Raw genomic sequence first — 14367 nt, 5'->3', positions numbered from 1 at the left:
CTCCTTAATCGAGCAGGGAAATGGCAGTCGGCGCGTCGTTGCCGACCAGGGCCAGGTCTTCGAATTCATTGACGGCGTTGATCTCGGTGCCCATGGAAATATTGGTCACCCGTTCCAGAATAATCTCAACGATCACCGGCACCTTGAATTCTTCGATCATCTCTTGGGCGCGGCGCAAGGCTGGTTGGATCTGGCCTGGCTCGAACACACGCAGGGCCTTGCAGCCCAAGCCCTCGGCAACCGCCACATGGTCGACGCCATAGCCGTTGAGTTCGGGGGCGTTGAGGTTGTCGAAGGACAGCTGCACGCAGTAGTCCATCTCGAACCCACGCTGGGCCTGGCGGATCAGGCCCAGGTATGAGTTGTTCACTACCACATGGATGTACGGCAGCTTGAACTGTGCGCCCACCGCCAGTTCTTCGATCATGAACTGGAAGTCATAGTCGCCCGACAAGGCCACCACTTTGCGGCTCGGATCGGCCTTGACCACGCCCAGTGCCGCGGGAATGGTCCAGCCCAGTGGGCCAGCCTGGCCGCAGTTGATCCAGTGGCGTGGCTTGTACACATGCAAGAATTGCGCGCCGGCAATCTGCGACAGGCCGATGGTGCTGACGTAGCAGGTGTCTTTGCCGAACACCTGGTTCATCTCTTCGTACACGCGTTGCGGCTTGACCGGCACGTTGTCGAAGTGAGTCTTGCGGTGCAGGGTGGCCTTGCGTTGTTGGCAGTCATGCAACCAGGCACTGCGGTCCTTGAGCTTGCCGGCGGCTTTCCACTCGCGGGCCACTTCAATGAACATCGTCAGCGCGGAGCCGGCGTCGGAAACGATGCCCAGGTCCGGCGTGAACACGCGGCCAATCTGGGTCGGTTCGATGTCGACATGAATGAATTTACGGCCTTCGGTGTACACCTCTACCGAACCGGTGTGACGGTTGGCCCAGCGGTTGCCGATGCCCAGCACCACGTCTGACTTGAGCATCGTCGCGTTGCCGTAGCGGTGCGAGGTTTGCAGGCCGACCATGCCCACCATCAGCGGATGGTCGTCCGGGATAGTGCCCCAGCCCATCAGGGTCGGGATCACCGGGATGCCGGTCAGTTCAGCGAACTCCACCAGCAACTCGCTGGCGTCGGCGTTGATCACGCCGCCACCGCTCACCAGCAATGGGCGTTCGGCTGCGTCGAGCAGAGCCAGGGCTTTTTCCACTTGCACACGGGTCGCCAGCGGCTTGGCCAGCGGCAGCGGCTGGTAGGCGTCGATGTCGAACTCGATCTCGGCCATCTGTACGTCGAACGGCAGGTCGATCAGCACCGGGCCGGGGCGGCCGGAGCGCATTTCATAGAAGGCCTTTTGGAACGCGTAGGGCACTTGGCCGGGTTCCAGCACCGTGGTTGCCCACTTGGTCACCGGCTTGACGATGCTGGTGATGTCCACGGCCTGGAAGTCTTCCTTGTGCATCCGGGCGCGGGGGGCTTGGCCGGTAATGCACAGGATCGGGATCGAGTCGGCCGAGGCGCTGTACAGACCGGTGACCATGTCGGTACCCGCCGGGCCCGACGTGCCGATGCACACGCCGATGTTGCCGGCCTTGGTACGGGTGTAGCCCTCGGCCATGTGCGAGGCGCCTTCAACGTGGCGAGCAAGGACGTGATCGATGCCACCCACCTTCTGCAAGGCCGAATACAGCGGGTTGATCGCGGCGCCTGGGATACCGAAGGCGGTATCCACACCTTCACGGCGCATCACCAGGACGGCGGCTTCGATTGCTCTCATTTTGCTCATGGTTTTGGTGCCTCTTGCGTTTTGTAATTGTATACAAGTGGTGTCTGTCCAAAGTGTATTCACGGCGAGCGGCGTTGGTCAATGCCTTTCGTAAACTGACCTTTGCGTTCGTCGGAAGCGCTTTTTTCGACGTATGGAGCCTTTGTTGGAAAATATTGTATACAAAAATAAACATCATTGTGTTCTATTTGTGTGATCGAGCATCTGATCAAACAGACCTCACCGCGTTACCCATAACAAGATAAGGACGGCACCTATGAGCGCTTTAACCTTGAAACTCGCCACCCAACTGGCCACCCAGGCCCTTACTGCAGGCCGCACCATTTCGGCTGCGCCACTGACCATCGCCGTGCTCGACAGCGGCGGCCACCTGGTCACCCTGCAACGCGAAGACGGCGCCAGCCTGCTACGCCCGCAAATCGCCATCGGCAAGGCCTGGGGCGCCATTGCCCTGGGCAAGGGTTCACGTTTGCTGGCGCTGGACGCCCAACAGCGCCCGGCGTTTATCGCGGCGTTGAACAGCCTGGGGCAGGGCAGCGTCGTGCCGGCGCCGGGTGGGGTGTTGATTCGGGATCAGAGCGGCATGGTGCTGGGCGCGATCGGGATCAGCGGGGACACGTCCGATATTGACGAGCAGTGTGCGATCACGGCGATAGAAGGAGTGGGGTTGATGGCGGATGCGGGGGTGTCGGCTTGAATCGTTCTGACTGTGAGTAAGCTATCGCAGGCAAGCCAGCTCCCACATTGGCGGTGTTCACAAATTCAACTGTGTGAGTGCAATCAGTGTGGGAGCTGGCTTGCCTGCGATGCAGTCGACTCGGTCTCCAGTCAAACCCAAATGGCATCCCACAGCGGATAGTCACCAAACTTCTTTACCAGCCCGGCCCTGAGTGGATTGGCTACGATGTAACGTGCAATCCCCTCAAGGCTTTCCTCTCGACGCACGGCATGGTCATGAAAGCCCGGTTGCCAGAGGCGACCTTGGCGGCCAGCCACCGCATTCACCACTCGGGTGCTCTTGGATTTAACTTGTCGCATCAAGTCGGCAAGCGAACCTTTCTCCAGAGAAACAAGCCAATGGAAATGGTCAGGCATTACCACCCAGGCCAATGATGTTGCGAGCCCTTTATATTGGGCGATCCTGAATTGTTGTACGACCAGGCGGCCGAGTCTGAAGTCGCTGAAGATGGGCTCGCGTTCAAGGGTGTTGGTGGTGAGCAGGTAAATGCGGTTGGACTCGTTATAGCGGCCGATGCGCAGGCTTTTTGAAGCAGGTAAATCAGGCATTCCGTGGCCTCTCTTCAGATGGTGTTCTGAGAGGCTAGACTGAGGGGCGAAGGCTGATCGGCGGGCTTTTAGCAGGATGTGTCTGGATGGGCGCTATCGCGGGCAAGCCCACAGGGGATTGTGACCATTTTACATTTTGTGTCCGGCGCAAATCCGTGTGGGAGCTGGCTTGCCTGCGATAGCCTCGCCGCGGTCTATCAATCCGGCTCACACCCCTTGAGCACCAACCGAATAATCGTCTGCGCCGCCGCCTCATAATCGGCCTCATCCAGCTTGGCCTTGCCGGTTACCGCCGAGATCTGCCAGTCGAAATCGGCATAGGTCTGGGTGGCTGCCCAGATGCTGAACATCAGGTGGTTGGGGTCGATCGCGGCGATCAGGCCACGGTCAACCCAGCTCTGAATGCAGTCGATATTGTGCTTGGCCTGAGCGTTGAGCTGCTCAACCTGGTCGGCGCTCAGGTGTGGGGCGCCGTGCATGATTTCGCTGGCGAACACCTTGGAGGCGAAGGGCAGGTCGCGGGAGATGCGGATTTTGGAGCGGATGTAGTTGCTCAATACTTCCTTGGGCTCGCCTTCGGGGTTGAACGGCGTGGAGGCGGCCAGGATCGGCTCGATAATGCTTTCGAGCACCTCGCGGTAAAGGTTGTCCTTGGACTTGAAGTAGTAATAGACGTTGGGCTTGGGCAGCCCGGCCTTGGCGGCGATGTCGCTGGTTTTGGTCGCGGCGAAGCCCTTGTCGGCAAACTCCTCGCTCGCCGCCCGCAGGATTTTTTCTTTGTTGCGCTCGCGAATGCTGCTCATAAACCAGACGTTTCCTTGCCATGACAGGCGGTTGCGCATGGTAGCACCGGCCATCCGCAAGCCTCAACAATCTGCCCGCAAGGCCCTGCGCCGCGCTATGCTCGCGCCATCTCTCTCTAACGGAAGTCCGGTTCATGGCAGGAAGCAGCTTGTTGGTGTTGATCGACGATATCGCGGCGGTACTCGATGACGTCGCGCTGATGACAAAAATGGCCGCCAAGAAGACATCGGGCGTGCTGGGCGATGACCTTGCACTGAACGCCCAGCAGGTCTCCGGCGTGCGCGCCGAGCGAGAAATCCCGGTGGTGTGGGCGGTGGCCAAGGGCTCGTTTATCAACAAGCTGATCCTGGTGCCGACGGCCCTGTTGATCAGCGCCTTTGCACCCTGGGCGGTGATACCACTGTTGATGCTTGGCGGTGCCTATCTGTGTTTCGAGGGCTTCGAAAAGCTCGCGCACAAATTCCTGCACAGCAAGGCTGAAGATCAAGCCGAACACGCACAGTTGGCTGAAGCGGTGGCCGACCCGGCAACCGATCTGGTGGCATTCGAGAAAGACAAGATCAAGGGCGCGATCCGTACCGACTTTATTCTTTCCGCCGAAATCATTGCCATCACCCTCGGCATCGTCGCCGACGCGCAGCTCACGCAGCAGGTGATCGTGCTGTCGGGTATCGCCATTGTCATGACCATCGGCGTATATGGATTGGTGGCCGGTATCGTCAAGCTCGACGACCTGGGGCTGTGGCTGACGCAGAAGCCGGGCCAGGTGGCGCGCAGTATTGGCGGCGCGATTCTGAGTGCGGCCCCCTACATGATGAAGAGCTTGTCGGTGATCGGCACGGCGGCGATGTTCATGGTTGGTGGCGGTATCCTCACCCATGGCGTGCCCGTGGTGCATCACTGGATCGAAACCGTGAGCCAGAGCACCGGCGCGTTCGCGTGGCTGATGCCAACGCTGCTCAATGCGGTGGCGGGGATCATTGCCGGCGCTGTCGTCCTGGCAGTGGTCAGCGTGGCAGGTAAAGGTTGGAAAGCACTGCGAGGGTGAAACCGCAGGCATAAAAAAGGCCATTCAATCGAATGGCCTTTTTTTATCGCTGCTGTTTACTCGGCGATCTGCAACTTGCGCGATTCGGTGTAGATATACCGCACCTTCTCATACTCGAACGGCGAGTTCATCTGGCCGTAGCGGAAGCTGGTCTGGTAGCGCTTGTCGACGGCGCGCAGGGCCCAGACTTCCGGATGGTTGGAGCTGACTTCAGACACGTTGAGGAAGTTGATCTGCGATTCGGCGCTGTAGTCCACCAGCAGGCCGCCGGTATCACGCAGGTTCGACGGCCCGAAAATCGGCAGCATCAGGTAGGCGCCACCCGGTACACCGTAGAAGCCCAGGGTCTGGCCGAAGTCTTCGCTCTGGCGCGGCAGGCCCATGGCGGTGGCCGGGTCCCACAGGCCCGCGATGCCAATGGTGGTGTTGACCAGCAGGCGCCCGGTGGTTTCCAGCGAGCGATGGCCCTTGAGCTGCAACAAGCTGTTCATCAGGTTGGGCACATCGCCCACGTTGTTGAAGAAGTTGCTCACGCCGGTGCGCAGAAAGCTCGGCGTAACATAGCGGTAACCGTTCACCACCGGCAGGAACACCCACTGGTCGAAGCGATAGTTGAAGTGGTACACGCGGCGGTTCCACGACTCCAGTGGGTCGTAGACGTTGAGCGCGGTGAGCGTGGAGCGTTCGAATTCGCGCTGGTCCAAGCCTGGGTTGAACTTGAGCTTGGTCAGCGGCTCCTTGAAGCCGTCGGCATCGACCTTGACGGGTTCTTGGGCCTTGCTGTTGTCGGCATTGGCCACGCCTGCGCACATCAGTGCGGCGAGCAGCAGAAGATATTTAGCCACGGAAGAACTCCAGCATGGCGTCGGCGTTGACGCGGTAATTGAGGTTGCCGCAGTGGCCGCCCAGCGGGTAGACGGTCAAGCGATCGCCGAAAGTTTTACGCAGGAAGCCCAGGTCGCCAGGGCCGAGGATCACGTCGTCGGCGTTATGCATCACGGCGATTTTCGGGCTGTCGCGCAGGTAGTCCTTGAGGGCGTACAAGCTGACCTGATCGATCAGTTGCAGCAGGCTGCCGCCATCGGAACGAGCGCGCCACATCGGGATCACTTGTTCGGTGAGGTAGCAGTCGAAGTCACACTGCAGGGCACGCTTGAGGAACGGCGTGAGGCTGGTGCCTTCGGTGATCGGGTACTTGGGCGGAATGATCAGGCCACGGCGGTTGATCAAGTCCGAAGTGAAGGCAATGTCGGCGGCCGAGAAGCGGAACGAGGTGCCGATCAGCATGGCCATCTGTTCGTTGGTCAGGTGCTGCTTGGACTGCTGGAAGTCATAAAGCAGGGCATCGTTGAGGTCGATGTAGCCTTTTTGCTGGAAGTAACGCGTCAGTTTGCTCAGCACCAACTCATAGAAGGTGGTGCTGTTGTTGATGCCCTTGACCTCGGTCTGTACCAGCTTGTCGAGGTTGGTGATCGAGGTGTAGAGGTTGACCGGCGGGTTGAGCAGCAGCACTTTCTTGAAGTTGAAGCTGCGGCGGGTCTCATCCAGCTTGCTGACAAACGCCGCATCCAGGGCGCCCAGGCTGTAGCCGGTGAGGTAGAAATCGGTCACGGGCAACGAGGCGTTCTGCGCGCGTACGGCTTGCATCACGCGGTACATGTCTTCGGCGTCTTCCTGGGTGATGCCCGGGGTGGCGAAGCGCGAAGCGGCGCTGATGAAGTCGAAGCTGGTTGGCGAGGAGAGCTGCACCACATGGTAGCCGGCCTGGTAATACAGCTTTTTCAGGTATTCGTTGATGCTGCTGTCAAAGCGTGCACCGGTGCCGGCGATCAGGAAGATCAAAGGCGCGGCGCGGTCCTGCTTGGCAATGCGGTAGGTGAGTTTCTTCACCGCCCAGAAATTGTCCGGCAGGCTGAACTCGCGCTCGGGGCGCATCGTCAGGGTGTAGTCGGACTGGGTGATCTCGTCATCGGTCGGCAGGGTTGGCCGCAGATCGGGAGGTGTGGTGGCGATGGTCGCTTCGAACGGGTTGGTCAAAGGGTAGCCATAGCTGGCTTGGTCGATATCGACGGCCAGTGCTGACGCACTCAAAAATAGGCTGCCCAGCAAGGCAGCACAGCGCAAGGAACGGAGCATGACTTAATCCCTAAGAGGAACGGGCTGAATGAAGTTCGCAGGCTATGACCACCGCCTTGTCACCGAAGTGCCAGCACTCGGCACGAAAAGTCGGAAAAAACGTCGGAATCGGGGTAATAGTAGCGAGACGATACACTTTGCCATGCTTTGTTGAACAGATATCTGTGCGAACACCTTGCTAACGGCCGCCGTGGGATTAAGCTGGGCGCCGTTTTTGCCTATCGGAGTGCCCCATGTCCCGTCGTTTGCCGTTGATCCTGCTGCTTATTGCCCTGCCGTTATGGCTGGCCGCCAGTTATGCCGCACGCTATGGCTTCATGGAGGATGGGCAATGGGTTGGCATCTGCGCTGATGAGGCCAGCCGCTGGGAATGCCAGGTGCGTTCGAACCTGGGTTTGATGATTCATTTCAAGCTGCTGGGGTGGGCGGCGTTGATCACTTCGGTGCTGGGCTTTTTTGTACCGGGGCGTGCGGGGTGGGCGTTGGCGGTGGTGGGGTTGGTGTTCGGGTTGCCGGCGCTGGCGCTGTACAACACGACGTTTGCGGTGTTTGCGGTGGTGATTGCGGGGTTGCGGTTGGTCAGGAAGCCTCGCGGCGCCTGATGTGGCCTCATCGCAGGCAAGCCAGCTCCTACAGTTGATTGTGTTCACACATTTCTATCTGTGAGCACGGTCAAATGTAGGAGCTGGCTTGCCTGCGATAGCGGTGTTACGTTTTGCGCACTCGCAAGCAACGCCACAAAGCCGCAACCATCAGCACGCTGACCACTGCCCAACCCCAGGCCTGCTGATTCAACAGCCCTTCACGGTACAACTGCGGCGCAACGCCGGCACCGATGATAAAGGCCAGCAACGCAATCTCCCGACGTGGCCCGGTCACCGGGCGTATCAGGTACACCAGGGCCGGCAACACCAGCGCTGCGCTTGGAAAGCTGCGATAGCGCGGGTCAAACACCAGCGCCAGCATCATCACCGCACCGGCAAACCCGGCAATTGCCATCAACCAGCCGGCGCGCTGCTCCAGCCAGTTGAACCCGCGCTCACGCCAGCCTTGCCGGGCGCTGAGGGCCAGGGCGGCATGAGCCAGCACCAGCAGGTTCAAGACCACCAGCAAGCCTGCCCATAGCCATTCATCGTTGAAACGCGCAGTGACGCGGGTCAGTTCGGCCCAACTGCCGATGGAGCACGCTGCGACGGCCCCTAGCAACGGCAGTATTAACGCAGAGCGAGTGCTGCGAACGCGGCCGCCGAGCACCAGGGTGCCCAGCAGGATGAGCCCGCCGACGCCCAGCCACAGCCGCCAGTACGGCACATTGGTCACCGGGCCGGCGAGGATACCTTTGTCCTGACGGTCTGCATCGAACAGCCCCCAGTAACCACCCACAGCCCCTTCACTCGCACGTTTCCATGGCTGGTCAAAGGCTTCGATCAGGTTGTAGCGCCAGCCATTGGCTTCGGCCATGGCCACGAAGCCGCGCATGAACCTGGCTTCATTGACCCGGCTGGGCACGGCGGTTTCGCGCTGCCGGCCTTCGCTGGGCCAGCCGGTTTCGCCGATCACGATGTCCTTGGGCGCGAATTTATGGCCGAAGGTCTGGCGCACATCGCCCACGTGCTTGAGCGCCTGGTCGATGCCGGACGGCTCATCTTCCCAATACGGCAACAGGTGAATGGTCAGGAAGTCCACCGCAGGCTCGATTTCCGGGTGTTGCAACCAGAACTCCCAGACATCGGCATAGGTGACGGGCTGCTTGATCTGGCTTTTAACTTGATGGATCAGCGCCACCAGTTGCTTGGCGGTGACTTCCTTGCGCAGCAGGGCTTCGTTGCCGACGATCACCGAGGTCACCACGTCCGGGCTGGCGTTGGCCGCCGCGATCAACTCGTTGATCTCTTTTTCGGTCGCCACGGGGTCGCTGCTGACCCAGGCCCCGGCCATGACTTTCAACCCATGCTTGCGCGCCATGTCCGGCAGGGCCTCCAGGCCGGTCATGGAGTAGGTGCGAATGCATTCAAAGCGCGTAGCCAGTAGCGCCAGGTCGGCGTCCATGCGCTCGGGGCGCAGCGCGAACGGTTGATCGAATGGGGATTGGTCTTTGTCGAACGGTGTGTAGGACGCACATTGCAGCTTATGGCTGGCGCTAGCGACGTCTGGCAACACCACGGGCCGGCCGAGGCCGTACCAGTAGCCGACAAGGGCAAGCACGCCGAGGATCAAGGCGAAGAAATAGGGCAGGGCAGGGAAGCGGGCAGTCGCGGGCATGGTCGGCTTATCTGGGGGAGCAAAGGCGCGCATCTTACCCGGATTTGCCGCAGCCCTGTGGGGCTGCATAATTTTGACATGCAAACTTCGGGCGGGATTCTGGCGATAACGCCTACAAAGCATCCTGCTGGCGATGTGATGTCGTTTCCTGCTCAACCAAGGTCGCTGACAGAGCAGGGCAAATGCCTACGCAGGTTGAAGATAAAACTGTCAGTACTCCACTGATGCCTCAGCAACCGGATCGATGCGCGTGAAGGGGGCGCGGTGCACCCTATAACAACAGTTTGACGTCGCTCGGCATCCGTCGGGCGCAGCACTTTCGGGGAAGTACTATGAAGATGCGACGACTCTTGGGCGCAGCTGCCACTCTGGTAGTTGCGATGGGCTCCACACTGGCCAGTGCCGACAGCAAGACCCTGAGCATCGGCTACGTGGACGGCTGGTCCGACAGCGTGGCCACTACTCACGTGGCGGCAGAGGTGATCAAGCAAAAGCTCGGCTACGACGTAAAACTGCAAGCGGTTGCCACCGGGATCATGTGGCAGGGCGTCGCCACCGGCAAACTCGATGCCATGCTTTCCGCCTGGCTACCTGTAACCCACGGTGAATACTGGACCAAGAACAAGGACAAGGTGGTCGACTACGGCCCCAACTTCAAAGACGCCAAGATCGGCCTGATCGTGCCTGAATACGTCAAGGCCAAGTCCATTGAAGACCTCAAGACCGATACCACCTTCAAAAACAAGATCGTCGGCATCGACGCCGGTTCGGGCGTAATGCTCAAGACCGACGAAGCCATCAAGCAATATGGCCTGGACTACAAACTGCAAGCCAGCTCGGGTGCGGCGATGATTGCCGAACTGACCCGCGCCGAAGACAAGCAGGAGTCGATTGCGGTCACCGGTTGGGTGCCGCACTGGATGTTCGCCAAGTGGAAACTGCGTTTCCTGGACGACCCAAAAGGGATTTATGGTGCTGCTGAAACCGTCAACAGCATCGGCAGCAAGGGCCTGGAGAAGAAAGCGCCGGAAGTCGCAGCCTTCCTGAAGAAATTCCAGTGGGCCTCCAAGGATGAAATCGGTGAAGTCATGCTGGCGATTCAAGAAGGCGCCAAGCCGGACGCCGCGGCCAAGGACTGGGTAGCCAAGCACCCCGAGCGCGTCGCCGAATGGACTGCTAAATAACCCCGCCCCAATTGTAGGAGCGAGCTTGCTCGCGAAGAACGCACAGGCACCGCGATCATCCAGAATGAACGCGTTATCGTTGACGTTTTTCGCGAGCAAGCTCGCTCCTACACTTTTTACAAATCCTCGCTAAGCTCGATCTACTACTAAGGTCGTCTGGAACCCATTGCGCAGCCGCATACAGTGGATACGTTCCAAAATAATAAAAAGCTGTGCTGCGAGGATAAAAACAATGAACGACAGCATTTACCTCTCGATTCAAAACAGCCCGCGTTTCAAGGAGCTGGTCAGGAAAAGGGAAAGGTTCGCCTGGATTCTCTCGGCGATCATGCTAGGGCTTTACTCCGCTTTCATCCTGTTGATTGCCTACGGGCCACAAGTGCTGGGGGCCAAGATCAGCCCTGGTTCCTCGATTACCTGGGGCATTCCCCTGGGCGTCGGGCTGATTGTGTCGGCCTTCATTCTCACCGGCATCTACGTGCGTCGGGCCAACGGCGAATTTGACGACCTGAACAATGCGATTCTCAAGGAGGCTGCGCAATGATCCGGCGTCTATTGGCTCTATTCGGTGCTTCGCTGTTGGCTCCGGCCGTTTGGGCGGCGGACGCATTGACCGGTGAAGTGCACAAGCAACCGCTGAACGTCTCGGCCATTGTGATGTTCGTCGCGTTTGTCGGCGCCACCCTGTGCATCACTTATTGGGCGTCCAAGCGCAACAAGTCGGCGGCGGACTACTATGCGGCGGGCGGCAAGATCACCGGTTTCCAGAACGGTCTGGCGATTGCTGGTGACTACATGTCGGCGGCGTCCTTCCTGGGGATTTCCGCGCTGGTGTTCACCTCCGGTTACGACGGCTTGATCTACTCGATCGGCTTCCTTGTGGGCTGGCCGATCATTCTGTTCCTGATCGCCGAGCGCTTGCGTAACCTGGGCAAATACACCTTTGCCGACGTGGCGTCCTATCGCCTGGGGCAAACCCAGATCCGCAGCCTGTCGGCGTGTGGCTCGCTGGTGGTGGTGGCGTTCTACCTGATCGCGCAGATGGTTGGCGCGGGCAAGCTGATCCAGCTGCTGTTTGGCCTTGATTACCATGTGGCGGTGATCCTGGTGGGTATCCTGATGTGCCTGTACGTGCTGTTCGGCGGCATGTTGGCGACCACCTGGGTGCAGATCATCAAGGCGGTACTGTTGCTGTCCGGTGCCTCGTTCATGGCGCTGATGGTGATGAAGCACGTCAACTTCGACTTCAACATGCTGTTCTCCGAGGCGATCAAGGTTCACCCCAAAGGTGAAGCGATCATGAGCCCCGGCGGCCTGGTGAAGGACCCGATCTCGGCATTCTCCCTGGGCCTGGCACTGATGTTTGGTACTGCTGGCCTGCCGCACATCCTGATGCGCTTCTTCACGGTAAGCGACGCCAAGGAAGCGCGTAAGAGCGTGCTGTACGCAACCGGCTTCATCGGCTACTTCTATATCCTGACCTTCATCATCGGTTTCGGCGCGATCCTTTTGGTCAGCACCAACCCGGCGTTCAAGGATGCAGCAGGCGCCTTGCTCGGTGGTAACAACATGGCGGCGGTGCACCTGGCCAACGCGGTGGGTGGCAGTATCTTCCTGGGCTTCATCTCGGCCGTGGCGTTTGCCACCATCCTGGCGGTGGTTGCCGGCTTGACCCTGGCGGGTGCTTCGGCGGTGTCCCATGACCTGTATGCCAGCGTGATCAAGAAAGGCAAAGCCAACGAGAAAGATGAGATTCGCGTGTCGAAGATCACCACCGTAGCCTTGGGTGTATTGGCCATCGGCCTGGGTATCCTGTTCGAAAGCCAGAACATTGCGTTCATGGTCGGCCTGGCGTTCTCCATCGCTGCCAGCTGTAACTTCCCGGTGCTGCTGCTTTCCATGTACTGGAAAAACCTCACCACCCGCGGCGCCATGATTGGCGGCTGGCTGGGCTTGATCAGCGCCGTGGGCTTGATGATCCTCGGCCCGACCATCTGGGTGTCGATCCTGCACCATGAAAAGGCGATCTTCCCGTACGAGTACCCGGCGCTGTTCTCGATGATCATTGCGTTCGTCGGCATCTGGTTCTTCTCCATCACCGACAAGTCGGCGGCGGCAGAGAAAGAGCGTGCGCTGTACTTCCCACAGTTCGTGCGTTCGCAGACTGGCCTGGGGGCGAGTGGGGCGGTTAATCACTAAGTCGTCAGCTGCATAAGAGATACCCCGGTCGCAAGGCCGGGGTATTTTTTTGCTTGGCTTTTTTGTGTCGCCTGGGCTGGCCTCATCGCGGGCGAGCCCGGCTCCCACGCTGGGCCGTGTCCTTTTGTTGGAATGCGGTCCAATGTGGGAGCTGGCTTGCCTGCGATGACGGTAGATCAGGCCACACCAACAAAAACGGCCTCCACTAAGGGAGGCCGTTCTCAATGCAGCTAAGCAGTTGAATGCTTACTTGCGGTCTTCCAGCTTGGTGATGTCACGCGACTCGTAGCCGGTGTACAGCTGGCGCGGGCGGCCAATCTTGTACGGGCTGGAGAGCATTTCTTTCCAGTGGGAGATCCAGCCCACGGTCCGCGCCAGGGCGAAGATCACGGTGAACATGCTGGTTGGAATGCCGATCGCCTTGAGGATGATCCCCGAGTAGAAGTCGACGTTCGGGTACAGCGAGCGTTCGATGAAGTACGGGTCGGTCAGGGCGATCTCTTCCAGGCGCATGGCCAGTTCGAGTTGCGGATCGTTCTTGATGCCCAGTTCCTTCAACACTTCGTCGCAGGTCTGCTTCATGACGGTAGCGCGCGGGTCGCGGTTCTTGTAGACCCGGTGACCGAAGCCCATCAACTTGAACGGATCGTTCTTGTCCTTGGCCTTGGCGATGAAGGTGTCGATGTTGGACACATCGCCGATTTCATCGAGCATGGTCAATACGGCTTCGTTCGCACCGCCGTGGGCAGGGCCCCACAGTGCGGCGATACCGGCGGCAATACAGGCGAACGGGTTGGCACCCGAAGAGCCCGCCAGGCGCACGGTAGAGGTGGAAGCGTTCTGCTCGTGGTCGGCGTGGAGGATGAAGATCCGGTCCATGGCCTTGGCGAGCACCGGGCTGATCGGTTTGATCTCGCACGGGGTGTTGAACATCATGTGCAGGAAGTTTTCCGCGTACGTCAGGTCGTTGCGCGGGTACATCATGGGTTGGCCCATGGAGTACTTGTAAACCATTGCGGCCAGGGTAGGCATCTTGGCAACCAGGCGGATCGCGGAAATTTCGCGATGCTGCGGGTTATTGATGTCCAGGGAGTCGTGATAGAAGGCCGACAGGGCGCCTACTACACCGCACATGACGGCCATCGGGTGGGCGTCGCGACGGAAGCCGTTGAAGAAGGTCTTCAACTGCTCGTGAACCATGGTGTGGTTCTTCACGGTGCTGACGAACTGGGCTTTCTGCTCGGCTGTTGGCAATTCGCCATTTAGCAGCAGGTAGCAGGTTTCCAGGTAGTCCGACTTTTCAGCCAGTTGCTCGATCGGGTAGCCGCGATGAAGCAGAATGCCATTGTCACCATCGATATAGGTGATCTTCGACTCGCAGGAAGCGGTCGACATGAAGCCTGGGTCGAAAGTAAAACGGCCCGTGGCCGTCAGGCCCCGTACGTCGATAACATCGGGACCAACGGTGCCGGTTAAAATGGGCAGCTCGACGGGGGCTGCGCCCTCGATGATCAACTGCGCTTTTTTGTCAGCCATGTGGCCTCCTATTTATGCTTCAAATCATCAGACAGACCCCCCACGCAGGGCCCGCACCACTATATTGATATAAATCCAGATGTCAATTTGCCTAAAGTCTTGCGCCAGAAGGCTTTAACCGTACTTTTTCG

General features: G+C 59.4%; 13 protein-coding genes. 6 read left to right on the top strand and 7 right to left on the bottom strand.

What is annotated here, in order from left to right; translation table 11 throughout:
• Positions 1–4: 4 nt before the first annotated feature.
• A complete protein-coding gene (gcl, locus tag BT204_RS20815; RefSeq protein ID WP_003189987.1) occupies positions 5–1780 on the bottom strand; it encodes a glyoxylate carboligase in 1776 nt (591 codons plus the stop codon).
• A 256-nt stretch (positions 1781–2036) separates the two neighbouring features.
• On the opposite strand from gcl, the gene BT204_RS20810 reads away from it, so the two are divergent.
• Positions 2037–2477, top strand: a complete 441-nt coding sequence (locus BT204_RS20810) for a GlcG/HbpS family heme-binding protein (protein WP_020302584.1) — start codon at positions 2037–2039, stop codon at positions 2475–2477.
• A 131-nt stretch (positions 2478–2608) separates the two neighbouring features.
• Here BT204_RS20810 and BT204_RS20805 read toward each other — a convergent pair whose 3' ends face one another.
• Positions 2609–3067, bottom strand: coding sequence for an REP-associated tyrosine transposase (locus BT204_RS20805; protein ID WP_072448148.1), 459 nt, complete (start codon positions 3065–3067; stop codon positions 2609–2611).
• Positions 3068–3264: 197 nt separating this feature from the next.
• Positions 3265–3870, bottom strand: a complete 606-nt coding sequence (locus BT204_RS20800) for a TetR/AcrR family transcriptional regulator (protein WP_032897537.1) — start codon at positions 3868–3870, stop codon at positions 3265–3267.
• A 134-nt stretch (positions 3871–4004) separates the two neighbouring features.
• Between BT204_RS20800 and BT204_RS20795 the strand changes: the two genes are divergently transcribed.
• A complete protein-coding gene (locus BT204_RS20795) occupies positions 4005–4919 on the top strand; it encodes a DUF808 domain-containing protein (protein WP_072448146.1) in 915 nt (304 codons plus the stop codon).
• A 56-nt stretch (positions 4920–4975) separates the two neighbouring features.
• Here BT204_RS20795 and BT204_RS20790 read toward each other — a convergent pair whose 3' ends face one another.
• Entirely contained in the window at positions 4976–5764 is a 789-nt protein-coding gene (locus tag BT204_RS20790) for an MlaA family lipoprotein (protein ID WP_072448145.1), read from the bottom strand.
• Complete coding sequence (locus tag BT204_RS20785) at positions 5757–7055, bottom strand: serine/threonine protein kinase (RefSeq protein WP_032892643.1); 1299 nt, start codon at positions 7053–7055, stop codon at positions 5757–5759. Before BT204_RS20785 ends, BT204_RS20790 begins: the two co-directional genes overlap by 8 nt.
• A 233-nt stretch (positions 7056–7288) precedes the next feature.
• Here BT204_RS20785 and BT204_RS20780 point away from each other — a divergent pair, with 233 nt between their 5' ends.
• On the top strand, positions 7289–7657 hold the full coding sequence (locus BT204_RS20780) for a hypothetical protein (RefSeq protein WP_014717724.1): 369 nt from the start codon (positions 7289–7291) through the stop codon (positions 7655–7657).
• 106 nt (positions 7658–7763) lie between these two features.
• Here BT204_RS20780 and BT204_RS20775 read toward each other — a convergent pair whose 3' ends face one another.
• Positions 7764–9317, bottom strand: a complete 1554-nt coding sequence (locus tag BT204_RS20775; protein WP_072448143.1) for a glycoside hydrolase family 17 protein — start codon at positions 9315–9317, stop codon at positions 7764–7766.
• A gap of 332 nt (positions 9318–9649) precedes the next feature.
• Here BT204_RS20775 and BT204_RS20770 point away from each other — a divergent pair, with 332 nt between their 5' ends.
• The 3 genes from BT204_RS20770 to BT204_RS20760 all read left to right on the top strand — a co-directional run bounded on the left by BT204_RS20770 (position 9650) and on the right by BT204_RS20760 (position 12700).
• Entirely contained in the window at positions 9650–10501 is an 852-nt protein-coding gene (locus BT204_RS20770) for a glycine betaine ABC transporter substrate-binding protein (protein ID WP_003233255.1), read from the top strand.
• Between the two features lie 232 nt (positions 10502–10733).
• On the top strand, positions 10734–11045 hold the full coding sequence (locus BT204_RS20765; protein WP_003190001.1) for a DUF485 domain-containing protein: 312 nt from the start codon (positions 10734–10736) through the stop codon (positions 11043–11045).
• Entirely contained in the window at positions 11042–12700 is a 1659-nt protein-coding gene (locus BT204_RS20760) for a cation acetate symporter (RefSeq protein ID WP_032892639.1), read from the top strand. Before BT204_RS20765 ends, BT204_RS20760 begins: the two co-directional genes overlap by 4 nt.
• A gap of 246 nt (positions 12701–12946) precedes the next feature.
• Here the strand turns inward: BT204_RS20760 and gltA are convergent, their stop codons facing one another.
• Complete coding sequence (gene gltA / locus BT204_RS20755; protein WP_014717728.1) at positions 12947–14236, bottom strand: citrate synthase; 1290 nt, start codon at positions 14234–14236, stop codon at positions 12947–12949.
• Positions 14237–14367: the final 131 nt, after the last annotated feature.

The sequence above is a fragment of the Pseudomonas sp. NFPP02 genome (genome assembly GCF_900119355.1).
Taxonomy (GTDB): Bacteria; Pseudomonadota; Gammaproteobacteria; order Pseudomonadales; family Pseudomonadaceae; genus Aquipseudomonas; species Aquipseudomonas paracarnis.
This window is presented reverse-complemented; position numbering and strand designations above follow the sequence as displayed.